This window comes from Alphaproteobacteria bacterium (genome assembly GCA_035625915.1).
In the GTDB taxonomy this organism is placed as follows: domain Bacteria; phylum Pseudomonadota; class Alphaproteobacteria; order JACZXZ01; family JACZXZ01; genus DATDHA01.
On sequence record DASPOR010000006.1, the window covers coordinates 1 to 22520 of the forward strand.

Annotated in this window: 27 protein-coding genes, 1 tRNA gene and 1 pseudogene; 10 read left to right on the top strand and 19 right to left on the bottom strand. The window is 62.1% G+C overall.

Annotated features, from left to right (window positions below; all coding sequences use genetic code 11):
- Window positions 1-33: 33 nt before the first annotated feature.
- Both VEJ16_00510 and VEJ16_00515 read left to right on the top strand, forming a co-directional pair.
- Window positions 34-228, top strand: a pseudogene (locus tag VEJ16_00510) (type II toxin-antitoxin system HicA family toxin).
- A 431-nt stretch (window positions 229-659) separates the two neighbouring features.
- Window positions 660-920 carry a site-specific integrase gene (locus VEJ16_00515; GenBank protein HYB08135.1) on the top strand — a complete coding sequence of 87 codons (261 nt, stop codon included), beginning with the start codon at window positions 660-662 and terminating at the stop codon, window positions 918-920.
- Between the two features lie 72 nt (window positions 921-992).
- Here the strand turns inward: VEJ16_00515 and VEJ16_00520 are convergent.
- From VEJ16_00520 to murA, 13 genes are all read right to left on the bottom strand, one after another.
- Window positions 993-1068: transfer RNA gene (locus tag VEJ16_00520), tRNA-Phe, on the bottom strand.
- A gap of 157 nt (window positions 1069-1225) precedes the next feature.
- Window positions 1226-1438: a DNA gyrase inhibitor YacG gene (yacG, locus tag VEJ16_00525; protein HYB08136.1), complete on the bottom strand. Its 213-nt coding sequence runs from the start codon at window positions 1436-1438 to the stop codon at window positions 1226-1228.
- A gap of 38 nt (window positions 1439-1476) precedes the next feature.
- Window positions 1477-2925, bottom strand: a complete 1449-nt coding sequence (locus VEJ16_00530; protein HYB08137.1) for an Rne/Rng family ribonuclease — start codon at window positions 2923-2925, stop codon at window positions 1477-1479.
- A gap of 70 nt (window positions 2926-2995) precedes the next feature.
- Window positions 2996-3562, bottom strand: coding sequence for a Maf family protein (locus tag VEJ16_00535; GenBank protein ID HYB08138.1), 567 nt, complete (start codon window positions 3560-3562; stop codon window positions 2996-2998).
- 100 nt (window positions 3563-3662) lie between these two features.
- Window positions 3663-3881, bottom strand: a complete 219-nt coding sequence (gene infA / locus VEJ16_00540; protein ID HYB08139.1) for a translation initiation factor IF-1 — start codon at window positions 3879-3881, stop codon at window positions 3663-3665.
- Window positions 3882-4034: 153 nt separating this feature from the next.
- Window positions 4035-4382: a DUF190 domain-containing protein gene (locus VEJ16_00545; GenBank protein ID HYB08140.1), complete on the bottom strand. Its 348-nt coding sequence runs from the start codon at window positions 4380-4382 to the stop codon at window positions 4035-4037.
- 19 nt (window positions 4383-4401) lie between these two features.
- The gene (gene crcB, locus VEJ16_00550) at window positions 4402-4791 is read right to left on the bottom strand and encodes a fluoride efflux transporter CrcB (GenBank protein ID HYB08141.1); all 390 of its coding nucleotides are present in this window, start codon (window positions 4789-4791) and stop codon (window positions 4402-4404) included.
- A gap of 19 nt (window positions 4792-4810) precedes the next feature.
- Window positions 4811-5254, bottom strand: a complete 444-nt coding sequence (locus VEJ16_00555) for an arsenate reductase ArsC (GenBank protein ID HYB08142.1) — start codon at window positions 5252-5254, stop codon at window positions 4811-4813.
- Between the two features lie 4 nt (window positions 5255-5258).
- Window positions 5259-5753 (bottom strand): UPF0262 family protein, encoded by a 495-nt coding sequence (locus VEJ16_00560; protein ID HYB08143.1) that lies wholly within the window; start codon window positions 5751-5753, stop codon window positions 5259-5261.
- Window positions 5754-5761: 8 nt separating this feature from the next.
- The gene (gene hisD, locus VEJ16_00565) at window positions 5762-7063 is read right to left on the bottom strand and encodes a histidinol dehydrogenase (protein HYB08144.1); all 1302 of its coding nucleotides are present in this window, start codon (window positions 7061-7063) and stop codon (window positions 5762-5764) included.
- Window positions 7053-7727 (bottom strand): ATP phosphoribosyltransferase, encoded by a 675-nt coding sequence (gene hisG / locus VEJ16_00570; protein ID HYB08145.1) that lies wholly within the window; start codon window positions 7725-7727, stop codon window positions 7053-7055. Before hisG ends, hisD begins: the two co-directional genes overlap by 11 nt.
- Before the next feature lie 497 nt (window positions 7728-8224).
- The gene (locus tag VEJ16_00575) at window positions 8225-8725 is read right to left on the bottom strand and encodes a DUF2948 family protein (protein ID HYB08146.1); all 501 of its coding nucleotides are present in this window, start codon (window positions 8723-8725) and stop codon (window positions 8225-8227) included.
- Window positions 8726-8781: 56 nt separating this feature from the next.
- Window positions 8782-10065, bottom strand: a complete 1284-nt coding sequence (gene murA, locus VEJ16_00580; protein ID HYB08147.1) for a UDP-N-acetylglucosamine 1-carboxyvinyltransferase — start codon at window positions 10063-10065, stop codon at window positions 8782-8784.
- Between the two features lie 271 nt (window positions 10066-10336).
- Here murA and mscL point away from each other — a divergent pair, with 271 nt between their 5' ends.
- Both mscL and VEJ16_00590 read left to right on the top strand, forming a co-directional pair.
- Window positions 10337-10744, top strand: a complete 408-nt coding sequence (gene mscL / locus VEJ16_00585) for a large conductance mechanosensitive channel protein MscL (GenBank protein HYB08148.1) — start codon at window positions 10337-10339, stop codon at window positions 10742-10744.
- A 50-nt stretch (window positions 10745-10794) separates the two neighbouring features.
- Window positions 10795-11217 carry a lipocalin-like domain-containing protein gene (locus VEJ16_00590; GenBank protein HYB08149.1) on the top strand — a complete coding sequence of 141 codons (423 nt, stop codon included), beginning with the start codon at window positions 10795-10797 and terminating at the stop codon, window positions 11215-11217.
- Window positions 11218-11276: 59 nt separating this feature from the next.
- Here the strand turns inward: VEJ16_00590 and VEJ16_00595 are convergent, their stop codons facing one another.
- Window positions 11277-11492, bottom strand: coding sequence for a hypothetical protein (locus VEJ16_00595; GenBank protein ID HYB08150.1), 216 nt, complete (start codon window positions 11490-11492; stop codon window positions 11277-11279).
- A 306-nt stretch (window positions 11493-11798) separates the two neighbouring features.
- On the opposite strand from VEJ16_00595, the gene VEJ16_00600 reads away from it, so the two are divergent.
- Window positions 11799-12221, top strand: a complete 423-nt coding sequence (locus VEJ16_00600) for an META domain-containing protein (GenBank protein ID HYB08151.1) — start codon at window positions 11799-11801, stop codon at window positions 12219-12221.
- 28 nt (window positions 12222-12249) lie between these two features.
- Here the strand turns inward: VEJ16_00600 and VEJ16_00605 are convergent, their stop codons facing one another.
- From VEJ16_00605 to VEJ16_00615, 3 genes are all read right to left on the bottom strand, one after another.
- Entirely contained in the window at window positions 12250-13092 is an 843-nt protein-coding gene (locus VEJ16_00605; protein ID HYB08152.1) for an SDR family oxidoreductase, read from the bottom strand.
- 70 nt (window positions 13093-13162) lie between these two features.
- A complete protein-coding gene (locus tag VEJ16_00610) occupies window positions 13163-13966 on the bottom strand; it encodes an enoyl-CoA hydratase/isomerase family protein (GenBank protein ID HYB08153.1) in 804 nt (267 codons plus the stop codon).
- A 95-nt stretch (window positions 13967-14061) separates the two neighbouring features.
- Complete coding sequence (locus tag VEJ16_00615; protein HYB08154.1) at window positions 14062-15687, bottom strand: AMP-binding protein; 1626 nt, start codon at window positions 15685-15687, stop codon at window positions 14062-14064.
- A gap of 186 nt (window positions 15688-15873) precedes the next feature.
- On the opposite strand from VEJ16_00615, the gene VEJ16_00620 reads away from it, so the two are divergent.
- From VEJ16_00620 to VEJ16_00630, 3 genes are all read left to right on the top strand, one after another.
- Window positions 15874-16566, top strand: a complete 693-nt coding sequence (locus tag VEJ16_00620; protein HYB08155.1) for a glutathione S-transferase C-terminal domain-containing protein — start codon at window positions 15874-15876, stop codon at window positions 16564-16566.
- Between the two features lie 329 nt (window positions 16567-16895).
- The gene (locus VEJ16_00625; GenBank protein ID HYB08156.1) at window positions 16896-17663 is read left to right on the top strand and encodes a hypothetical protein; all 768 of its coding nucleotides are present in this window, start codon (window positions 16896-16898) and stop codon (window positions 17661-17663) included.
- Between the two features lie 704 nt (window positions 17664-18367).
- Window positions 18368-19177, top strand: coding sequence for a class I SAM-dependent methyltransferase (locus tag VEJ16_00630; GenBank protein ID HYB08157.1), 810 nt, complete (start codon window positions 18368-18370; stop codon window positions 19175-19177).
- 112 nt (window positions 19178-19289) lie between these two features.
- On the opposite strand, the gene VEJ16_00635 is transcribed toward VEJ16_00630, so the two are convergent.
- Complete coding sequence (locus VEJ16_00635) at window positions 19290-19628, bottom strand: hypothetical protein (GenBank protein ID HYB08158.1); 339 nt, start codon at window positions 19626-19628, stop codon at window positions 19290-19292.
- A 703-nt stretch (window positions 19629-20331) separates the two neighbouring features.
- Entirely contained in the window at window positions 20332-20586 is a 255-nt protein-coding gene (locus VEJ16_00640) for a hypothetical protein (protein HYB08159.1), read from the bottom strand.
- Between the two features lie 438 nt (window positions 20587-21024).
- Between VEJ16_00640 and VEJ16_00645 the strand changes: the two genes are divergently transcribed.
- Window positions 21025-21543, top strand: coding sequence for a Spy/CpxP family protein refolding chaperone (locus VEJ16_00645; protein ID HYB08160.1), 519 nt, complete (start codon window positions 21025-21027; stop codon window positions 21541-21543).
- 145 nt (window positions 21544-21688) lie between these two features.
- Window positions 21689-22018 (top strand): hypothetical protein, encoded by a 330-nt coding sequence (locus VEJ16_00650; GenBank protein ID HYB08161.1) that lies wholly within the window; start codon window positions 21689-21691, stop codon window positions 22016-22018.
- The last annotated feature ends 502 nt before the right edge of the window (window positions 22019-22520 follow it).

The window sequence follows — 22520 nt, forward strand, 5'->3', positions numbered from 1 at the left end:
GCGAAAGTCCGAGAGAGTGCCCGTGGCGCGTTGATGCCCGACTACGCCCGCTCTCTTCGAAACGTTCTCAAACTCAGCGGCTGTAGATTCGTCAGACAGGGCAAGGGCAGCCACGAGATTTGGTAAAGCCCGAAGAGCAATCGCAACTTCGCGGTGCCGACCAAAATCAAATCTCGTCATACCGCGAATGCGATTCTGAAAGAAGCCGGCCTTCCCAAGCAGTTTTGACGGACGCCGAGCGCTCACCTCGAATCAAGGTGAAAATTTGCATCTTGGTCGGCGCAATCTTTCCCTGCTCCATCGCCTTCACAAGCTCTGGCGTGGCCGTGTCGCTCTCTGAGACGGTCTTGGCGCTTCGAAGTGAGCGCCCTGAAATCCCCATGAGCTTCGCGGCGTCGGCTTGAGAAACTTTCGGCAAATTTGCCGAAGGTGCCAAATCCGTTCGTTCACCCTGTCGCATATTTGCAATCTTTGCCGCGACGACCGCGCGCTGCTCTTCCGAGAAGTGCCGGCGCTCACCATGCGACGCGCTCAGTTAGTTACAGCTCATGGCTGTGCCCTACTCTCGGTCCAGCCGTGTGCAACCATGCACTCTTTGAAAAAGCTTTGCGCGTTGATCTGACCAGGGAGACCAGACCGATAGTAGCCGCTCTAGCGCCATGGGCTTCTCGCCCTCGCAGATCAGCCTGCGCACGCCGCGCGTTGAATTTATCGGCTTCCAGCGGCCGAAATATTCGATGCACTCTCTACCGCATTTCTTCGCGTCCATCGTGCTCGCCGAAGGCAACGTGAAACGCGCGCAGGAGCTTCTCGGTCACAGCGCGTCGCGGCCGACTCTTGATGTCTATCCGCACCGGCTTGAATCGCCAGGGAGCGACGCGGCGATCATGGAGCGGATGGAGCAAAAAATTCTTGGCTGAGAATCCATGCACCGAGGATGCAACTTGATGCTGCATGGAAGACCCCAGGGGACGCTAAGTCCTCGAATTAAATGGTGCCCAGGGGCGGATTTGAACCACCGACACGCGGATTTTCAGTCCGCTGCTCTACCAACTGAGCTACCTGGGCGTCGTTGAAAGCATGGTTTGGTCCATGCGGCAGACAGCACCTTGCGACAACCCTACGAGCGTGGGGCGCCCTCGGGATCGGCTTCGGCGAACGCCGCTTATAGTAACTTTCGCGCGCCCTGTCCAGCATCCGCACTCTCGCGCGAATGCGTAAGCCATTACTCCGCATCGGGCTCCCGATCGACCATGACGCCGTCTTCGGGCCTCTCGTCCGTCGGAACGCGGTAGACTTCGCCGAGCCAGCGGCTGAGATCGACATCGGCGCACCGACGGGAGCAGAAGGGCTTGTATTTTCCCTCGGGCGGCCTGCCGCAGATCGGGCACTTGGCGGCTTTCTTCCTGCGAGACTCGAACTTGGCGATCTCCGCCATCGCATCGCTCCAGCATCGGCATGTCAACCGATATTACCTTAGTCCACGACGATGTCGAATTGCTCGCGCCCATAGCGGGGCTCGACACGCAAGCCGAGCGGCCGGCCGAGCCGGGATTCAAGCTGCGCGCGGGCCGCTTTGGCACCTTCCTCGAGCGCCATCACCACGTCGGCACCGGCGATGGCGGAGACCGCCCGCCCCCCGCTTGTCGCGGCGGCCCGCTCGGCGGCACGCAGTATCTCGTAAGCGATGGTTTCGGGGCTCTTGAGCCAGCCAGCACCGCCGCACGTAGCGCACGGCGCCATGAGCGCGTCGCGCAAGGACTCGCGCACGCGCTTTCGCGTCATTTCGAAGAGTCCAAGCGAGGTCATGCCGGCAAGCTGCGTCGGCACCGGGTCGCCCGCGAGTGCCGCGCGCAAGGCGTTTGTCACGCGCATGCGTTGCGAAGCGTCCTCCATGTGAACGAAATCGATGACGATGAGCCCCGCAAGATTGCGCAGGCGGATTTGCCGCGCGATCTCCGGCGCTGCCTCGAGGTTGACCGCGAGGATCGCGTCCGCGAAGCGCCCGGCACCCGTATGTCGACCGGAATTGACGTCGATTGCCGTCAGGGCTTCGAGCGCGCCGATCGCGAGGCTGCCGCCGGACGGCAGCTCCACGACCGGGTCGAGGGCGTGCGCGAGCTGGTCCTCCACATCGTGGCGCGCAAAGAGCGGCTCGGGTCCCCGGTGGAAATGCGCCTCGACATCCTCGCCCTCTCGCGCAAGGTATGCCGCAGCACGCTCTCGCACCTCACGCGTGTCGCAAAAGACGCGGCGAAGGCCCGGCCCCGCATGATCGCGCAGCACGCGATTCACGGGATCCGGCTCCGAGAAAAGGAGTGCCGGCGCCTTCGTATCCTTGGCGCGCGCGAGGAGATCGCCCCATGCCTTGCGGAGTGGAATGAGATCGTCGAGCAGCTTGCGATCTTCGACACCTTCGGCCGCGGTGCGCAGGATCACGCCCTCGCCCGTGCCGAGATGGGGTGCGATCGCGGCTTCGAGCCGTGCGCGTTCCTCGGCCGACGAAATCCGACGCGAGAGCGAGAGGCCCGGCCGGTTTGGCGTGTAAACGAGCCAATGCCCAGGAAGTGCGATCTCGGTCGAAAGCCGCGGGCCTTTCTGGGCGAACGCATCCTTGGTCACCTGGACGAGGAGCGCTTCGCCTTCCGTCACCGCACTTGCAATGGGACCGGTGTCCCCCCTGCGGCCCCGTGTCGGGTCTCCTTGCGCGTTCAATGCGCGTCGAACGTCGGCCCCGGCGAGAAAGCCCGCGCGGGCCGTCCCGAGTTCGACGAACGATGCATCCATGCTGGGGACGACCTTGTTCACGCGACCGAGATAGACGTTGCCAACGAGGCTCGCCGCGTTCTGACGCTCGACCACGAGTTCAACGAGGCGGCCTTCGGACACAAGCGCTGCCCGCGTTTCGCCAGGGGAGGTGGCCATCAATATCTCGTCGATGCGCATCTTGCCACGCGTCCGGTCGGAACCCCTTCCGCGGGACTCCTTCCCTGCATCAAAGACCCAATCCCTTCATCAACGCCATCGTCTCGTAGAGCGGGAGGCCCACCACATTCGAGTAGGAGCCGGAGAGAAACCGAACGAACGCCGCAGCCCGCCCCTGGATCGCATAGCCGCCGGCCTTGTCGTGCCACTCGCCCGCCTCGATATAGGCGTCGATTTCCCCCGGCTCCAGTTGCTTGAAGGCGACGATCGTCGTGACCGCGCGTGTGACGGCACGCCCGCCGGGGTTGAGAAGTGCCACACCGCCAATAACGCGATGGCGCCGCCCCGAAAGCATTGCAAGGCAACTTCGCGCGGTTTTCTCGTCGAGTGCTTTCGGAAGTATGCGTCGTCCCAGGGCGACAACGGTGTCAGCCCCTAGCACGAATTTGCCGGGATGGCCGCCGGCCACGACGCGCGCCTTCGCCTCCGCGAGGCGAAGGGCATGCGCACGCGGCAATTCGCGCGCCAATGCACGCTCGTCGATCGCGGAAGGCTCCACCCGCTCGGGTGTCACGCCGATTTGGCGCAGAAGTTCGAGCCGTCGCGGCGACGCGGAGGCCAGGATCAAATGTCCCACCGCCCCTGTCTCCCGTGATTGAAGCGAATTCGATGGAAAACACGCCCGATCGAGCGCGAGGTTCCTTGGATCGGGCGATGGATATAGCCGGACCAAACCTTTATTTGAACCGAAAGGTGATGCGCCCCTTGGTCAGATCGTAGGGGGTCATCTCGACATTGACCCGGTCCCCCGCCAGCACGCGAATTCGGTTCTTGCGCATCTTGCCGGAGGTATGCGCCAAAATCTCGTGTTCATTATCGAGTTTTACGCGGAACATCGCATTCGGAAGCAACTCCGTTACCGTACCGGAAACTTCGATCAGATCCTCTTTCGCCATCACCCCTCACCGGTTTTGCGCTTAGCGGGGAGAAAATGGGACGTACCCCCCGTGCCGGTCAAGCATTTTCGCGTCCTGCGGAGTGCTGCGAACGGCCCGTGATTGCTTTTCGCCTCACCAAGGCCGAGAAGACGGGGCGAGCGGCAAAGCGTGCTAACCTTCCCAGCCCTTCGTGCCGCCGTAGACCAGCACCTGGACTTTTTCAAGGGTCACAAGGCCGCTTACCATCATTCCGTCGAGCACGGGGAGAAAGGCGTCGATCTTCTCCGGCGCATCGACGATCTCGATGACGAGCGGAAGATCCTCGGAGAGGCGAAGTATCTTCGATGTGTGGAGGCGGCTCGAATGTCCGAAGCCCATCGGCCCTCGGATGACCGTGGCCCCCGCAAGGTGCGCCTCGCGCGCCTTGAGTACGATCGCCTCGTAAAGAGGCTTGCCCTCGAATCGGTCGTTCTCGCCGAGGAAAATTCGGAGAAGAACGGCATTCTTCGGAACTTGCAAGACAGCCTCTCCCCCCAACTCAGCGCGGCGTCAATGCAGTCCCCGCGAGAACGCCAAGATAGGCCGCGAGGATGCAAAGTACGACCGAGAATAGCACATTGCCCGCCACCGCCCCCCATTCTCCTTCGCGCGCGAGGTTCAGCGTTTGAAGCGAGAAGGAGGAAAAAGTGGTGTAGCCGCCGCAAATGCCCGTCGTGAGGAAGAGCCGAACCGTCGGTCCACCCATGACGTCGGCACCTGGTCCGCCCAAGGTGGTTGCGAGCCCGATGACGAACGAGCCGGAAATGTTTACGAGAAGGGTACCCCACGGAAATGTCTCGCCCATGCGGCGTGCGACAAATCCCGATATCCAGAAGCGCGCCATTCCGCCGATTGCAGCCCCGATCGTGACCCAGATTGCAGCTTGCATTTTCGTCTTGCAGCGCTCCTCAAACCACCGGTCGCAAGGGCGGGGGAAAGCGCGCCTCTATCCGTCGCAAAAGCTGGTCGCGAACCGCACGAAAAGCATCGAGACGCGTCTCCCGGCTGCCCTCGATGACACTCGGATCGAGGGTCGGCCAAAATTCGACATCGCACGCCATTGTGCGCGTGAGTTCGACGGCGGAGTGCTGCGCCTCCGGCGAGAGGGAAACGATCACGTCGAAGGAACTGTCGTGAAGCTCTTCGAAGCCTTTTGGTCGATGCTTGCCGATCTGAATACCGATTTCCTCCATGACTGCGACCGCGAAAGGATCGAGCTCGCCCGCGCGCACACCGACCGAATCGACGAAAATCCTCCGGTGGTGAAAATGCTTCAGCATCGCCTCCGCCATCGGCGAACGGATGGCGTTTCGCGAGCACGCGAAAAGTACGCTCGAGGGGAGATCCGCCACTGCATCAGCTCCGGATATGGAGGACGCAAAGGAGTGTGAAGAGCCGGCGTGCGGTGTCGAAATCGACCTCGATCTTCCCGGCCAGGCGCTCCCGGAGGAGTTCGGAGCCTTCGTTGTGGAGTCCGCGCCGACCCATGTCGATGGCCTCGATTTGAGATGGCGTTGACTTGCGGATCGCCTGGAAGTAGCTCTCGCAAACGGTAAAGTAATCCTTGATGAGCTTGCGGAAGGGTAGCATCGATAATGCGACCTTGGTGAGCGGAGCATCCCTTTCGTCCTGGATGTCCATGATAAGGCGGTTCTCCTCGATCGAGAGGCGCAAGTTGTACGGCCCGTCATAATCGCCGACCGGTATGAAGTGATTGCCTTCGAGCAAGTCGAAGATCGCGACAGCGCGCTCATGCTCCACGTCGGCATTCCAACGAACGATGCTCCGTTCATCGAGATGGATCTGGGCGATCCGGCAGCGCGATTTCTCTTTGCTGCGATCCTCCGCCATCCCCGCCCCTAGCTTCGGCGCTCGGCGAGACGCAACCGGACCGAGAGCGCATGCGCGCCAAGCCCCTCCGCTTCGGCGAGTGCGATCGCCGCGGGGCCGAGCGAAGTGAGTGCCGCCCTGTCGACCCCGAGCACGCTGGTGCGCTTCATGAAGTCGAGCACCCCGAGGCCGGAAGCAAAGCGCGCGCTGCGCCCGGTCGGCAATACGTGATTGGGTCCTCCGACATAATCGCCAATAGCTTCCGGCGTATAGGCGCCGAGGAACACAGCGCCCACATTCCGGATCGCCGCCAAGAGCGGTTCGGGTTCGGCGACGGCAAGCTCCATGTGCTCCGGTGCGATCCGATCCGCGACTGCCGCCGCCGTGGCGAGCGTTCCGACCACGATCACGGCACCGTGCTTGCGCCAGCTTTCGCGTGCTATCCGGGCGCGCGGCAATGTGCGCAGATGGGCTTCAACGGCCTCGGCAACGGCATCGGCAAAGTTTTCGTCGTCGGTGACGAGGATCGCTTGCGCGGCTTCGTCATGCTCAGCCTGGGACAGAAGGTCCGCCGCGATCCACGACGGATCGTTCGCCTTGTCTGCGATGACGAGGATCTCCGACGGGCCGGCGATCATGTCGATGCCGACGGTGCCGAAAACCTGGCGCTTGGCTTCAGCGACGTAGGCATTGCCGGGTCCCACGATCTTGTCGACGGCGGAAATCGTCTCGGTGCCGTAGGCAAGCGCCGCGATCGCCTGAGCGCCGCCGATGCGATAGATTTCCTCGATGCCAGCGAGTTTTGCCGCGGCGAGGACCAGCGGATTGACCACGCCGCTCGGTGCGGGGACGGCAATCGCGACGCGCTCGACCCCTGCGACGCGCGCAGGAATCGCATTCATCAGGACAGAACTTGGATAGGCCGCCTTCCCACCCGGCACATAGAGCCCGACGGAAGCCACGGCGCGCCAGCGCGCACCGAGACGAACGCCGGAGCGGTCGCGATAGTCGGTGTCCGTCGGCTTTTGCCGGCGATGATAAGCCTCGATCCGGCGGGCGGCGAAGCGAAGTGCTGTGAGCGTGCGTCCCTCGCATTCGCGCTCGGCGGCGTCGATCTCCGATTGGGAAATGCGCAGCGTCTTCGGCGTCAGTGCAAGTTTGTCGAGGCGTTCTGTATGCTCAACAACCGCACGATTGCCGCGTTTTCTCACGTCGTCCAGGATCGCGCTCACGGACGCCTTCACGTCGGCAGCGGCCTCGCGCTTCACGGCGAGAAACTTCGCAAATCGCTTCTCGAAGCCGGACTCCTCTGCGTTGAGCCTAAGCGGCACGGGAGAGTTCCTCGGCAGCGGTGCGGAAGCGCTCGACCCATCGCTGGATTTCCTCGGGCCTGGTCTTGAGCGCGGCTCGATTGACGATGAGCCGCGAGGTAATGTCGGCGATTCGCTCGACCTCGACGAGACCGTTTGCTTTGAGCGTGGCGCCCGTCGAGACGAGATCGACGATGCGCCGACACAGGCCGAGGCCGGGTGCAAGTTCGATCGCACCCGAGAGCTTCACGCACTCGGCCTGCACCCCGCGCGATGCAAAGTGGCGTTTTGTGACCTCGGGGTATTTGGTTGCCACGCGCACATGGCTCCATCGCCGCGGATCGTCGCGCTCGACGAGGGCCACAGGCTCGGCGACGGCGAGCCGGCACTTTCCGATGCCGAGATCGAGGGGCGCGTAAATCTCGGGATAATCGAATTCCATCAAGACGTCCTTGCCGCACACGCCAAGTTGAGCGGCATTGAAGGCGACGAACGTCGCCACATCGAAACTTCGCACACGAATGATCGATAGCAGCGGATCGCCCGTGGCGAAGCGAAGCTGGCGCGATTCGCCGTCCGCGAATGCCGGTTCGGGCGCAATTCCGGCGCGCTCGAAGAGCGGGGCAAGCTCACCCGAAATGCGCCCCTTGGGGACGGCAAGCACAAGAGCTTCATCGCTGGCCAAGACCGATCTCCGTACCGATTGCACGAGCCGTCCATCCGACGGCCCTGCTCATATAGTCGTTTGATTACAGATATCCGCCCCAAACGTCAAAAAATGCGGTTTTCCATGGGCCCGTTGCGCGCGCGGCCGCGCGCGGCGTGTCGTGGGCGGCTCGTGCGGTGGCTCTAATAAGTCCGGACCCTAGTGTCGTCCCAGGCAAGCGTGGCTAGTGCAGATGCATGTGGATGCCCGGGTCAAGCCCGGGCATGACGGTTTTGAGGTATTTTGCGCAGAGCGCTTAATCGCCGCCGATGCGCCAAAATCTGACCCGAATTGCACAAGACGTCTCCATTCGTCATGCCCGGGCTTGACCCGGGCATCCACGCCTTTCAACGCTCGGGGCCTGATGAGCGGAGAAGTCCGGAATCAATTGCCGGACACAACACACCACCGTGCCTTGAATCCGAAATTCGCTCACGGTTCCGCACCCGGATGCGGCGAATTTTGGATTCGCCACACTAAGCGCTCTCGACATCGAGGCGGTGTCGCGGGCGCCACTGGGTCGGCCACGGTTCGCCGAAATCCACGAGGCGGCAGCGAATGCCGCCGGCGTCGAGCCGGATCACGCCGCCGCCCGCGAAGATGAGGCGGATCGTCGTCCGGCTCTCGGGGGCGAACGCGCCGGCATTGGCCCCGCCCGCCTCCCCCACCACGATCGCGAGGAGTTCGAGCGGTGTGTCGCGTTTACCCTGATCGATCCCCAGCACGCTTACCTTCGTTACACCCTCAAACGTGACGGCGCACGCAATCCGCTCGAAGACGGCCTCAGGTCCGAGTGCCGCCGCCTCGATGCACGGCTCGCAGCCTTCCCAGCGGAAGCGATTGGCGACGACGATGAAGCGGTGATTAGCGCGGTCGAATTGCATATCGTGCAGCGGAACGAGCGCGTCCTGCAGGCAGCTCGAAATCACGGCCATATCCTCCGCGTCCTCGGCACGCAAGTGCAAGATTTCCGCCATTCCCCTTTCCCCTTCGCTTGCCTATTTCCGGCCTCGACCCGTCGCCCGGGTGCCCGCTACTCCTTGAGCCGCTCGATCGAAGCGCCGCAGGCGGCAAGTTTTTCCTCGAGGCGCTCATATCCGCGATCGAGATGATAGACGCGGTTCAGCACGGTCTCGCCTTCGGCAGCGAGGCCGGCGAGAACAAGCGAGACCGAGGCGCGCAGGTCGGTCGCCATCACGGGTGCTCCGGAAAGTCTGCCGACCCCGCGCACGATCGCGGAGGTGCCATGAAGATTGATGTTGGCCCCCATGCGCATCAGCTCAGGCACATGCATGAAGCGATTCTCGAAAATCGTTTCGGTGATCATCGATGCCCCTTCGGCGGTCGACATGAGCGCCATGTATTGCGCCTGGAGGTCGGTCGGGAAACCGGGAAACGGCTCCGTCATCATATCGACGCCCTTGACCGCCCCGTTCGCGCGTCCGACCTTGAGGCCGTGATTTGTCTCGGTGAGTGCGACACCGGCGGCCTGCAGGGTCTCGGCCACGGCACCGATCATGGAGAGCCGCGCGCCCGCAAGCTCCAGCTCGCCATCGGTGATCGCGGCCGCCATCGCGTAAGTGCCCGTCTCGATCCGGTCGGGAACGATCTCGTGATGGGCGCCGTGGAGTCGCGCACTTCCCTGCACGCGCAACGTTTCCGTGCCGATCCCGTCGATCTCCGCACCCATGGCGACGAGGCAACGGGCGAGATCGGCAATTTCAGGCTCGCGGGCTGCATTCTCGATGATCGTCTCGCCCTTCGCCAAGGTCGCGGCCATGAGCACGTTCTCCGTGGCCCCGACCGAAATCATCGGGAAGGTGACGTGCGCACCTTTGAGTCCGTGCGGCGCCTTGGCGTTGATGTAGCCCGAATCGAGCTCGATTTCAGCGCCCAGCTGCGTGAGCCCCTTGAGGTGGAGGTCGACCGGGCGCGTGCCAATCGCGCAGCCGCCAGGGAGCGACACGCGTGCCACGCCGCAGCGTGCGACGAGTGGCCCGAGGACAAGGACCGATGCGCGCATCTTGCGCACGAGATCGTAGGGCGCCGTTGTGTTCGTGATTCGCCGGGCACTGAGCGATAGCGCGCGGCCCGCGTGTCCGTTCGGCGCATGGCCGTTCATCTCGAGCTCAACGCCCAACTGACCCAAGAGGCTCGCAAGCATCGTGATGTCGACGAGATGAGGCAAGTTGGCGAGCGTCAGAGTATCGTCCGTCAACAGGCTCGCGGCAAGAAGCGGAAGTGCCGCGTTCTTGGCGCCACCGATGCGAATGGTGCCTTTGAGCTTGGCGCCGCCGCGAATGAGAATTCGGTCCATCGAATATCCTTTGCTCCGCCGCGCCGAAATACGATTCGGCCGGGCGAAAACCCTCCCCCCTCAGTCGCCCGTTATAGCGGGCCGATCCGCACAAAAGCTAGGGGGTGGGTGAGGGAAACCGATCATGGTCACGCGCGGTAATCCGCCCTTCCCCCGTCCCTTAACTCAACTAGAATGGCAGTGCCAGGGGCGAGGCTAATCGCACGGTCCTCGCCGGCGAGGGCAATGCGCCGAAGCGGGCCGAGCTGGGGTTAGGACAAAGGAGGGGTAGATGCTCAAGGAATTCAGGGAATTCGCGATGCGCGGCAATGTCATCGACCTTGCCATCGGCGTTGTCATCGGGGCCGCGTTCGGAAGGATCGTGAGCTCCCTCGTGGCCGACATCATCATGCCACCCATCGGGCTCATCCTTGGCAACCTGGATTTCGCAAATCTGTTCATCGACCTTTCCAGCAAGAGCTACCCGACCCTCGCCGCCGCGAAGGCCGCGGGAGCGCCAACGCTCAACTACGGCGTCTTTATCAACAATATCATCGATTTCGTGATCGTCGCCTTCGCGATATTCATCGTCATCCGGGAAATCAACCGCCTGTTCCCGAAAAAGGCCGAGGCACCTGCGGTGCCGCCCGACGTCGAGCTTCTGACCGAAATTCGCGACATCCTGAAGACGCGCTCATAACACATGGCGGAAGACGGGGTGGCGATGAGGCTTTGGAGAAGGAGTGGCGCATGCCCCCCGCTTCTCGCCTCGTAGGCACGTGGCGACTTTTGAGCTACACCGAAGTGCAGCCCGACGGCGGCCGTGTAGACATTCTCGGGCCCGATCCACGAGGCTATCTATGCTACCTGGCCGACGGGCGCATGATGGTGATGGTCGGTGCCGCGGCGCGTCCACGGTTGAAGGGTGCGTGGGATGCGATCCCCGCCACCGACAAGGCAGCCAATTACGACAAGATTATTGCCTATGCAGGCCGCTATACGGACTTGGGCGATCGGGTGCGGCACCATGTCGAGGTGTGCTGGATCCCGAACTGGGAGGGAAAGGACCTTGAGCGTCTTGTGATCCCAGCGGGCGACGGACGCATGATCTTGCGCACGCCTGCAAATGAACGCCGACCGTCGCAAGACCTTCTTTGGGCGAAGCTCGAGTAAACCCGAACGGCCACTCGTGACGGCTGCATCCGAACAGACGGTTTCCTCTGACGCCGTGGTCAGTCCACGCCGTCCCGCTTCGGCGGTCGGCCGGCAGCCGAGGGAGGCGTTTCCACGTCGGACCGACCGGCGAGATCGGTCCTGCGTCGGCGAAGATTTTCGCGCAGGGCCGCCGCCAACCGCGCTTTGCGTAGACGCGCGGACGCTTCGCCCTCGGGCGTGAGGGCCGGTCGCCCCGTGCTGCGATCCTTGCCCTTTTGCGTGTTCCTGGTCACGAACCGCATCCTCGCGACAAGCCCAGAGATCGTCAAGCCGTCGGTGAGCACCGTCATCGGTTGAGTCACATTAATTGGAAAAAATCTCGTTTCGCGCAAGAATGCCGTGACGCTCCGGACGCTCCCGAGAAGGTGCGCCTCGGCGGGGCATATTCAAGTCGTTCCAGTTCTGGCAGGGGAACCGGTCCGCCCGTGGCCGGGCTCTCGCCGTCGCAAGGTGCAAGGGGTTGCGGTGTGCGTAAGCACAAGTCCCTCCGACCGGCAATCGCGATAAGGGGGGTGGTGGCGCGATTGCCTATCCGGTTAATGCCGATAGCACTTCTGCTGTTGGCGGCATGCGACACGCCGCCACCGGCGAACGACGTGGCGCCGACAGGGTCGTGGCGTCTTGTCGAGTTGCTCTCTGCAAGCCCCAGCATCGGCAGTGCGCGGCCCGACGATCCCGCGAAATATGAAATGACGCTCGCGAATGACGGAAGCGTTTCACTGCGGCTCGACTGCAATCGCGCGAACGGTCGATGGGTGTGGTCGGCAACGGGCCCGGCGGAAGGCGAAATCGTGTTTACGACGCTGGCCATGACGCGTGCGGCATGTCCACCGGGATCGCTCGATACCCGTATCGCCCACGAACTCGACTCCGTTCGCAGGTACGAGATCAAAGGCAACCAACTGACCCTTCCGGTGATGACGGACGGCGGCAGTCAGGTTTGGTCGCGCGTCGCGCAATAGCCTTGGATCCAGTACGGACCTCGGCTATTCAGCTCGCCACCTTGTGAAGCTCGGCGCGCAAAGCCTTCAGTCCCTCCTGCTGGACCGTCCAGTTGCGCCCGCCGAGGACCCCGCCATCGACGACGAGGTCGTGGCCGTTGATGAATGAGGAGTCATCGCTCGCGAGGAAAAGTGCGGCATTTGCGATGTCGTCCGGCACGCCAGCACGCGGGATCGGCTGCATCTTGGCGAGGCGTCCCTCTATGACGCTTATGTTGCGCTCGGCCGCTTCCACGGAGAGGCCCAGCGCCTTGCCCAGAATGCCCGTGGCGATGCCGCCCGGCGAAATGCTGTTGACGCGGACGTTGCTCTCGCCGAGTTCCATCGCGACGCAGCGCGTCAGGTGGATCACCGCCGCCTTGGCCGCCCCATAGACGAGCGAGGATGAATAGCCCGCCTGAATACCGGCGATGCTGCCGTTGTTAATGATGCTGCCGGCGCGCTGACGGCGCATGATCGGCGCCACGTGCTTCATGCCGAGCATCACGCTCCGAACCAGGAGTGCGAACGCCGCATCGAACCCGTCGGTCGGAATGTCTTCGACGCTTCCGGTCGGCGCGGGCCCACCCGCATTGTTGAAGAGACAATCGACCCGGCCGAACGCCGTGACCGCGCGGCCGATGAGGGTCTTGAACTGATCTTCCTTGGTGACGTCGGTCTGCTGGAAAATGCAGGCAGCACCCAAGCGCTTCGCGATTGCGTCGCCTTCGGCGCGACGACGACCCGCGATCGCCACCCGCGCACCCTCCGCCACGAATAGCTCCGCCGTCCTGAGACCGATGCCGCTGGTAGCGCCAGTGACGATCGCAACCTTGCCGTCAAGCTTGCCCATGAATTTTACCTCCGAATATCCGACTCCCAATCCGCGATGCCGTTACTGTGGCGCCGACCGATTATACCGCTCAATCGCCCGTGAACCGCGGCTCCCGCTTTTCGAAAAATGCGTTGGTACCTTCGAGATTGTCCTTGGTCATCGCGGTCTGCACCAGGCACTCGGTCTCGAAGGCGAGGATCGCTTCGAGCGAGGATTCGAGCCCGCGATCGATCATGGTCTTGTGGAGCTGCACGGCCACGGGGGCGCGGCTCGCGATCCGGCGAGCGAGAGCATCGGCCTCCGCACGCTCCTTGCCGTCGGGAACGACGCGATTGACGAGGCCGAGGCGATGCGCCTCGACGGCGTCGATGAACTCGCCGGTATAGGCAAGCTCCCGCGCCTTGGCGAGGCCGACTTTGCGCGGTGCGAAGAAGCATCCGCCGTTGGTGATGGTGACGCCGATATTCACCTCGGGGAAGCCAAATTTCGCACTCCGCGCGGCGACGATCAGATCGCAGGCGAACGTCACCTCGCACCCCGCGCCGACGGCGTAACCTTGGACCGCCGCGATCACGGGGAATGGCGCTTGGCGCATATGGCGCGTGGTGTTCTGGAGCGCCTTCTGCCATTCCCGAAGTTGTGCAGGGGAAAGCCTTCCGCTGCCGATAAGTTCGTTATGCTCGCGAATTTCTGCCACGTCGTGTCCGGCGAGGAAGGCGCGGCCCTCGCCCGCAAGGACAAGGCAGCGCACATCGCGTTCCGCCGAGAGTGCGATCAGGTGACGGTCCATAAGTTGCCAGGTCTCGATCGTCATCGCGTTCAGCCGCTCCGGGCGGTTGAACACGAGCCAAGCGACGTGGCCGTCGCGCCTGACGATGATGCGGTCGTCCATGATTTCCTCCATCCCTTTCTCGATAGCGTCATGAGCTTCATGGCCCTGGCGCCGAAGGGCCGTGCCGGCCGGGCTCCGTGAATGCCAAATCGCAATCAGCGCTTGAGCACGATCCCCGCGGCGACACGGTCCCAGGTCGCCGGTGTCACGCCGCGCGCGCGCAAACCGTACTTCTGGATCTTGCCGGTCGGGGTCTTCGGCAGCTCGAGTGCCAATTCGATATAGCGCGGCACCATGAAATAAGCCATGCGCGGCGCCAGAAAATCGATCAGCGCCTCGGGCGTCATCCGATGCCCGGGCTTCGGGACGACGACCGCCATCACCTCCTGCTCGGTCTCATCGGAGGAGACGGGAATCACCGCGCACTCGAGCACGTCCGGATGTGCGTTGATCTCCTGCTCGACCTCCATCGAGGAAATGTTCTCGCCACGCCGGCGGATCGCGTCCTTGGTGCGATCGACGAAATAGAAATTACCGGCTTCGTCCCGCATCAGCATATCGCCCGTGTGAAGCCAGAGATTGCGCCAGGCTTCCGCCGTCCAGTCTGGCCGGTTCCAATAGCCGGCCATGACGATCCACGGCAGCTTGGGGCGGACCACGGCCTCGCCGGGAACGCCCGCGGCCGTTTCATTGTCATGCTCATCGACGATACGCACTTCGTAAAGCCGCTCGTCCACGCGACCGCAGGTCTTGTTGTTTGGCAATGTGAAACCCGACCGGGTCGGGCAGTTCATTTCCGTGCCTCCCCACGTGGTCGAGACGCGGCAGCCGAAGCGCGCCTTGAATGCCTCGACCTCGGGGATGAGCGGCACCACGAGCACGCGCTCGAGCGGATTCGCTGCATCGTCGGTACCGGGCGCCTGCCGGTAAAGGAGGTTGGCCATCGCACCCAATAGAAAGGAACAGGTGGCGCGATGACGCCGGACCGTGGACCAGAAACGCGAGACGCTGAAGGCGTCGGGGAGTACGGCCGTGGCCCCCGCGATTGCCGCCGCATAGATCACCGCCCACTGGCCGGCGATGTGGAAAAGGGGCAACGGCGCGTAATAGACGTCGCGAGGCTCGATCTCGAGCATATCGATGACGCCGCGCGCATATTCGTAGGCGTGCCCGTGGGTGACGATGACACCCTTCGATGGCCCGGTCGTGCCGGAAGTGTACATTATTGCCGCGTGGTCCCAGGGCGAAAGCGGAGCCGCGTCGTAGCGATCGTTCGTGTCGAGGATGTCGGAAAACGGCGCCATCCGCGCATGCGCAAGCGGTGGTGCAGCATCGGCGCCGCTTGAAGCGCTGCGTGCGACGATCGTCGTGATTGCGCTAAGCTCGGGGGCAATTTCTGCAAAACGGGAGAGGTAAGTCTCCTCGGCGATCACGATCCGCGCCAGCGAATCCTTCATGACCCGCGCGAGGAGTTGGCCCTTGTAGCCGCAATTTATCGAGACCTCGATCGCCCCGAGTTTGCCGAGCGCGCACCAGAGTGCGATGAAATCGATCGAATTGTCGAGCATCAGGAGCACGGTGTCGCCCCGCCCGACGCCCAGCCGGGCGAGGCCATTGGCAAGTCGGTTCGCCAGCCGGTCGACCTCTCGGTAGCTGAATGCCCTCTCCTCGCCAACGACCCACGGCTTGTCCGCGCTGTCGGACAATCGCCGGGCCAGGACGTGGTAGAGCGTCGTCTCCGCCGTGCCGACATCGGGAATGGCGATGGCACGCTCGTTCATGGCGGCGGGCTCCAGCCTCTACCGAGCAGCGTCAGGGCTGCTCTCCCTGACGCGTGGCAACCAATGCCCTTACAGGTTTGACCGTAAGCCGCCCTTTGCCAAGAGGGCAACAGAATCGTGAACGTGCTATTTTCGCCAAGCGGATTGGTTCCAACACCTGCTTTGCTCTTCGCTGGAGAGTGCCGGATGATCACGCTCTATTCCTATCCTGAGCTGTTTGGGGTCGCGGACAACAATCCCTACGGCCTGAAGATTTTCGCGTTTCTGAAACTCTGCAAGCTCGCCTTTCGCCACGAACATATCCTGGATCCGAAGTCGGCGCCGCGCGGCCAGCTGCCCTACATCGTCGACGAGGACGACGCGGTCGGCGACAGCGACACGATCATCGCGCATCTGATCGCGAAGTACGGCTTGACGATAGACGCCCGCTTGACACCGTCGCAACGGGACGCCGATCTCCTGATAAGAAGGACGCTCGACGACCTCTATTGGGTGATGTCGTATTCGCGCTGGCGCGATCCGCGGTTCTGGCCGCTGTTCAGGGATGCGTTGCTCGGCACCCATTCCGAAATCACGATCGAGGCATTGGAGCGTGCACAGAAATACAACTTCGAGAGGTACCATTATCAAGGGATCGGGCGTTACGAGCCCAATGAGGCCTATGCGAGAGGTCTTGCCGACTTGCATGTACTGGCAAGTTTGATTGGCGCTGGCGGCTATCTTTACGGATCTGAGCCGAGCAGCGGCGATGCCGGATTATACGGCTTCATCGCCAACATACATTTCTACGACATCGACACACCGCTCAAGGAATTCGTCACAGCGCATCCAAACCTCGTGCGGCATTGCGAAGCGGTACATGGTTTGGTGACCCGCTGACCCCCGCCTCCTTCGGGGTCCTCGTGGCGACGTTTGCGAATTTGCGGCGCACCTTCATCAAACCATTGGGGATGTCCGTCCTTCATTTCTTATCGGGCGAAAAACGGCCCCTGGGAGATAATCGCTAAGGCAGTCCACCGGCAGGTCACGGAGGTGCCGCGGCCATGCCACCCCGCCCTCAACTCGTGGAACAGCCGACTTGCGCGCCCTAACATCGAGGAATAAGACGCTTTGAAGCCTTCCCTACCGCCGACCCGGTAACCATATGAATAAAGTGAGCTCGGTCCCATTGAAGGACCGACGGGAAAAATGCATCAACGGAGGCGTCAATGGCCGTCAATCTACAGCTTGAGCGGCTCTACGAGCGCATCGAACTCGGGCGTGGGGCAGGCAGTATCAGGGGCGGAACTCTTTGCATAATGTCGTTTGTCGCCTACTTGGCCGGAGAGCGCCATACCGACCGCCCGAGAACGGCGTCGCCTCTTGTCCGGACATTCGCCATCCAGTTGAACGACGGCGCGGTTGACGCCTGGCGGCAGGAACTGAAGCCATTTGCGCCGAAAATCATCGGAACGAACGACGGCCGCGAGCAGGAACGCGCCGACATCTTGTTCAAAGCGGTCATCCAGGAAATCCTGCCGAGGGCCCAGGCTGAATTCGGCCCTGAGGGCCGGGCGAACTGCTGGAGCCACACCCTCGAATTTACCGCCCCCTACGGTCCAGGCGCGCTCGTGGACCCGCGCGAGGCGCACGCCATCCTGGCGGCAAATATCAGGCAAGCGCATACCAAGATGTCCTATCTGACCATGGCGACATTGGTGGGAAATATTCTTCCAATCCTGTCGCGATGCAGCCAGAGCCGGACGTCAAAACGGTGGTTTTGGCTGAAGGGCCTCGAGATCCTGGATCGGATGTGCGACGTGGGCGCTGAGGATCGGGTCGCCGCGGTCTCCTCCGTGCGCATCGAGCAGCTAGAGGAGCATCTCGACAGACGCCTTAAAGCCAAGGCGGAAGCCCACGTTCACGTTGAGGACGGCTCGAAGGCGAAGGGCGCTATCTCGCGGTTGTACAAGGCGGTCCTGCACTACGTCGCCTGAACCACACCGACGTCCCGGGCGCAGCCCCAGGCTATCGAAGGGCGCAATGCGCGGTACCTTTCACGCTTTTCGGCGCGGGAGGTCAGGCGAGCGATGCACGCTTCAATTCGGCGGGTTTCCCGCGCCACGACGTTCACCGAGTTAGCGCGGGATCGTATAGACCACCCCCTTGGAGGCTCTGTGCGGAAGATTGAAGTGGGACAGCACTACAAAAAAACCGGAGCCTCCTGGACTGTGTGGGTAGTGGTGGAGGAGTTCGTGGATCGAGACAGGCTCCGGCATTTTCGCCTTCGAGATGTCAAAGACCCGACGAACACGAAACTGGTTTCAGAGCACGCCCTTGCGAACGCAAGGCTCTACGAACCGGTGGCGTGACGGTGCGGCCCTGGTCAACCCAGGGCACGCAGCCGTTCCTTCCCCTCCGCGACGCTCCCGATATTTTTCGTCTGAACGCCACCGGAAAAGTCGAGCTCGGCCGTACCATTCTCTGCGACGTCAAAAGACGCCGCGAACCTCTTTGAACCCCAAAATTCGCCCCGCCTCTGAACCCCTCTGCGGCGGGGCTTCTTTTGGCGAACAGATTCATGCGGTCATACACGCAAAAGGTGAGTTCATGATTTTCAATGCAAAGGCGCTTGATTGTCGCCGTTTTGAGGGACGAGGCAGGGTTGCCGCGGCGGTCACTCGCCATCGATTGGAACCCCATGGTTGAGCCGCCCATTCCCACTGCAGTCCGTTTTCGCACGGCCGCACCCCATTATCTCAAGGGACGGCCACCCTATTCGCCGCGTCTGATCGAGCGAGTTGCACGCATTTGCGGCTTAAACAAGGCGCACCGGGTCATGGACCTCGGCTGCGGGCCGGGTCAGCTCGCTGTTGCTCTTTCGCCATATGTCGGGGAGGTCGTGGCGCTCGATCCCGAGCCGTCGATGCTCAGGGTTGCCGCCGATCATGCCGCGCAGGCGGGTGCCGCGATTCGTTTCGTCGAAGGCAGTTCCAACGATCTCGGTCCGGAACTCGGCACCTTCCGTATGGTCGCCATCGGCCGGGCCTTTCACTGGATGGATCGGGAACGCACCCTCGCTCGGCTCGACGACCGGTTAGAGGACGACGGCGCGGTGGCTCTCTTCCGCGACCGCTATCCCGATGTTCCCGATAATGCCTGGCGGCAGCCCTATAAGGACATTCTCGAAGAATTCGCCGCGGGCGATACACCGCGAATACGCCATCGTCCGCCCGAATTTCCAGCACATGAGGCGGTCCTGCTTGCGTCCACCTTTTGCCGCCTGGAGCGGGTTGCGGCGATCGATCGGCAAAGCACCTCTATCGAAGCCTTCGTAGATCGGGCTTTTTCAATGTCCAGTACCGCACCCGGCAGGCTCGGCGCGCGTGCCGAGTTGCTGGCGAGCCAGGTGCGCGAACTCATGGCGACTTATGCGGTCGACGGCTCCGTGAGCGAAGTCGTCGAAACAGAGGCTTTGATCGCACACCGAGGGTTGGATTGCGCTCCCTGAGGATCGAATCCCCACTTCCCTTTTGCCCCCGGGAGCGTTCCGCCATGTCCAAGCGGGATCGATTCTTGCGGCGGCGCAAGCGCGGTTGCCCACAAATCCTGCAATTATTGCTTCAGCGATCGAGCAGGCTGTCGCAGTTGTGACGATGGGCGAGGAGGCAGTTTTCGATCTGGGTTTCTTCGATCAAGCGGAAGACGACGTAAATGCCGAGAATCGCGACGACGACAACGATAACGAAAGAGGCCCAAAACGACGTTCTGTTGTTATATCGGCGTTCTTTCTCGCGGACCCGATCGTCTCGCGCGAGGCGTGCTGCTTCTTCGTCGATCTTGATCGCAGCGTCGATTTCCGCCTGCCGCGCCGCCCATTTCGACGCAGCCGGTCGCGCCTTGAGTAGCGGATGAAGTTCCCCCAGGCGATCGATCCAGTCTTTGTGCGTTGGCGTCGTCATGAAACGGCACGACCCGGGTGACCGAAAACCGTCTACATCCACGGTCGCACGGCTAGAACCACCGCAAAATTGTACGCACGCGACTGGCTAACCCTGCGTCGATCCCGAAGTTTCGCGCAGAATATCATTCGAAGTGAAGCGCTAAATCGTCATACGGTGAAATCGATTTCGTCGTCGCCCGGCACCGGCTTCGCAACGCCATCGGCATCTCCCGGTCCCGCATGCCGCCCGTCGGCCTGAAATTTCCGGCGATTCAACCTTTGTGCGCGCTGCTGCCGCGCTGTTCGGATCAACTCTTGCGTGGCCAGCTCGACCTCAAAGGCCGTTTTGAGAGGCTTTGGCGGAGGCGCCGGCGGGGCCGGCGGCAGAGGTGGTAGAAAATGGATCTTCATGTTCAGTCCGTCCAGCGCGCGACCGGTGCGGCCCGATAGCCGTTAAGCCGTTACCGCCGCGCATCGAGCTCGCGCAAAACTCCCGGTGCAAAAGAATGCCGACACGCATCGAAGCAAAATCGAGGCCATCGAAATGTCCTGGAATTTCCGGCCCTTGTCCGGCGCGCGGCTAGCACCCTGTCGGCATTATTCACCCTCGGGCAAAAGTTGCCGGGTGCACGCCGCCCTGCAGCCGCAGCCTCGTGTGGCTTTGAACCCGAAATTCGCTCACGGTGTCGCACCCAGATGTGGCGAATTTCGGATTTGCCACACTAGTTCTGGTCGTATTTGAGCGCTTCGCGAAGCTGGCCGATTGCGGCGTCGCACTCCTTTAGGGCGGCTTCCCGATGTCCTCCAAAGTCGTGCGCCGCATTCTGCATGTATTGTTTGGCCTTCTCGAGTGCCGTGATCGCCCTGCGGATTTCGGGGTGATGCTCCTGCGCTTCAGCAAGCCCGGCAGCGATCGTCAATCCCCCAAGTACCACCGTTCCTGCGGTGACGAGCGTTCCACGACGGGTCATTTTCATGCGGTGATTCTCCTCGGTTGCGGCGAACACTGCCAAGAATTTCGTGCATTGCGAAGGCTTATACGCGAAAGGCGCATCGGACCTGCGCAGGACTGGCCAAATTCGTCCGTACATTCTTCTGGCTGACAAGCGCTCGTGTTTCAGGAGGAGCGTCATGGCGTCGCTTGGCGCGCGGATGCGCCCTTGGCCTTTGGGCTGGGCGGTTCGTTTTGCAATGGCGCTTGGAGCCGGATCCGCAGAGGCTCGCGCGTTCGTCTCGGGCGTCGCCTGCCTTCGGCCGAACGGAACCTGGGCACTTACCCAATAGCGTTTACGTGGATACTGGGGGGGGTTCATGACTGGCGTTTTATTTTGAGCCGCGCCACGTGCGCGATCGACGAGGCGGTGGGGATAACGGGACTTTCAATTCGGGCGACATCGGTCACGGGGGAGATGGAGATGAATAGAACATTCGTTAACCGTAAATTCGTTTTGGTCGGCGTGGCGGCTGCAGTCCTGGCGATCGGGTCGGCTTTGGCTCAATCGACCGGCCCGGCGGGGCGACGGTCAGTGCCTCGTCTATCCCCGGAGCAAAAATGCACGGAGCGATACGCTCATGTCGTCGGTCATTTGGCCTATTTAGGGGCAAGGCTGGAACTCACCGCCGAACAGCAGCCGCTTTGGGATAAATGGTCCCAGGCGATGACGGCAGGTGCTGCAAAGAATCGTGACGTCTGTCGGCAAGATGCTTCGACTGCCGGCCAGCCTCGGACGGCTGTCGACCGGCTGGCGCACTACGAGCAAGTTCTCGCGACAAAGGCTGAAAGCCTTAAAGCGGCCCAGCCCGCGCTCGAGACCCTCTATAAGTCGCTTACACCCGAACAGAAGGCGGTACTCGACCGTCCTATGGGAGGACGGAGGCATGGCCGGTGGGGTGGAGGCGGCCGTGGCGGTGAAAACAACCAAAATAGACAATAGGGAAGCGTGAATCGGTCCATCTAATCGAGCTTGGGCGAGATTTGTCAGTCGCACGGCCTTGCGTCGACGCAGTCAGTCGTTGACCCGCTTCGGAACGTATGGTAGCGAGCGGCAAGCCGCGAGATTTAGCAGAAGGTTCCTTCACATGTCCGTGAAGCGCATTCTCTTGGTTTTCGCTTTTCTTGCCGTTACCGGTTGCACCTCCGTCGAGCCGGATAAACCAATTCAAGCGTCGTCGAAGGCGGTGGGCGCAGGCTCTCCCGACCAAGCGGACGATGGCGATTGCATGGCCGAACTTTATGCTTATACCAGCGTGCTGACCCTTGCGCGCAAAATGGGCCCCAATCGCGATGTATACGACGATGCGCTCGGCGACCTCCGGGATCAGCTCGTCGATTGCCTGACCGATCCACCCCCCGATCTCTATCAGGTGCGCAAACGCGGCAACAATAACACGGCCGAACGCCCCCTATAGCCCGCGGCACACGGGCTAGTGTGGCGAAACCGAAATTCGTCACATTTGGGTGCCTGACCGTGAGCGAGTTTCGGACTCAAGACACGGTAGTGCGTTGTGTCCGGCAATTGATTCCGGACATCTCCGCTCATCAAGCTCCGGGCGTTGAAAGGCCTGGATGCCCGGGTCAAGCCCGGGCATGACGAAGGGAGACGTCTTGTGCGATTCTAGTCAGATTTTGGCGTATCGGCAGCGATTAAGCGCTCTGCGCAAAATACCTCAAAACCGTCATGCCCGGGCTTGACCCGGGCATCCACGTACATCCGCACCAGCCTAATGTGGTATTCGCATTTGAAGTTCCTAGACGCGGCCGCCACCAAAATCATAGGAACTTCAGATCCACCACACTAGCGATCCAAATCGACCTTCGGCCCCCGCCGGCAGGCGAGTCGGTCACGTCTCAGCGAAAGCAAATCGGAGACTGCGCGGACGATTGCCGCGGATCTGCCGAAGGGTCTAAGCT

What these genes read in the sequence shown, in the direction of transcription:
- VEJ16_00515 (HYB08135.1), top strand. Translation starts at nt 660, where the DNA reads ATGGGCTTCTCGCCCTCGCAGATCAGCCTGCGCACGCCGCGCGTTGAA.
- yacG (HYB08136.1), bottom strand. Translation starts at nt 1,438, where the DNA reads ATGGCGGAGATCGCCAAGTTCGAGTCTCGCAGGAAGAAAGCCGCCAAG.
- VEJ16_00530 (HYB08137.1), bottom strand. Translation starts at nt 2,925, where the DNA reads ATGGCCACCTCCCCTGGCGAAACGCGGGCAGCGCTTGTGTCCGAAGGC.
- infA (HYB08139.1), bottom strand. Translation starts at nt 3,881, where the DNA reads ATGGCGAAAGAGGATCTGATCGAAGTTTCCGGTACGGTAACGGAGTTG.
- crcB (HYB08141.1), bottom strand. Translation starts at nt 4,791, where the DNA reads ATGCAAGCTGCAATCTGGGTCACGATCGGGGCTGCAATCGGCGGAATG.
- VEJ16_00560 (HYB08143.1), bottom strand. Translation starts at nt 5,753, where the DNA reads ATGGCGGAGGATCGCAGCAAAGAGAAATCGCGCTGCCGGATCGCCCAG.
- VEJ16_00575 (HYB08146.1), bottom strand. Translation starts at nt 8,725, where the DNA reads ATGGCGGAAATCTTGCACTTGCGTGCCGAGGACGCGGAGGATATGGCC.
- murA (HYB08147.1), bottom strand. Translation starts at nt 10,065, where the DNA reads ATGGACCGAATTCTCATTCGCGGCGGCGCCAAGCTCAAAGGCACCATT.
- mscL (HYB08148.1), top strand. Translation starts at nt 10,337, where the DNA reads ATGCTCAAGGAATTCAGGGAATTCGCGATGCGCGGCAATGTCATCGAC.
- VEJ16_00590 (HYB08149.1), top strand. Translation starts at nt 10,795, where the DNA reads ATGCCCCCCGCTTCTCGCCTCGTAGGCACGTGGCGACTTTTGAGCTAC.
- VEJ16_00600 (HYB08151.1), top strand. Translation starts at nt 11,799, where the DNA reads ATGCCGATAGCACTTCTGCTGTTGGCGGCATGCGACACGCCGCCACCG.
- VEJ16_00605 (HYB08152.1), bottom strand. Translation starts at nt 13,092, where the DNA reads ATGGGCAAGCTTGACGGCAAGGTTGCGATCGTCACTGGCGCTACCAGC.
- VEJ16_00610 (HYB08153.1), bottom strand. Translation starts at nt 13,966, where the DNA reads ATGGACGACCGCATCATCGTCAGGCGCGACGGCCACGTCGCTTGGCTC.
- VEJ16_00615 (HYB08154.1), bottom strand. Translation starts at nt 15,687, where the DNA reads ATGAACGAGCGTGCCATCGCCATTCCCGATGTCGGCACGGCGGAGACG.
- VEJ16_00620 (HYB08155.1), top strand. Translation starts at nt 15,874, where the DNA reads ATGATCACGCTCTATTCCTATCCTGAGCTGTTTGGGGTCGCGGACAAC.
- VEJ16_00625 (HYB08156.1), top strand. Translation starts at nt 16,896, where the DNA reads ATGGCCGTCAATCTACAGCTTGAGCGGCTCTACGAGCGCATCGAACTC.
- VEJ16_00630 (HYB08157.1), top strand. Translation starts at nt 18,368, where the DNA reads ATGGTTGAGCCGCCCATTCCCACTGCAGTCCGTTTTCGCACGGCCGCA.
- VEJ16_00635 (HYB08158.1), bottom strand. Translation starts at nt 19,628, where the DNA reads ATGACGACGCCAACGCACAAAGACTGGATCGATCGCCTGGGGGAACTT.
- VEJ16_00640 (HYB08159.1), bottom strand. Translation starts at nt 20,586, where the DNA reads ATGAAAATGACCCGTCGTGGAACGCTCGTCACCGCAGGAACGGTGGTA.
- VEJ16_00645 (HYB08160.1), top strand. Translation starts at nt 21,025, where the DNA reads ATGAATAGAACATTCGTTAACCGTAAATTCGTTTTGGTCGGCGTGGCG.
- VEJ16_00650 (HYB08161.1), top strand. Translation starts at nt 21,689, where the DNA reads ATGTCCGTGAAGCGCATTCTCTTGGTTTTCGCTTTTCTTGCCGTTACC.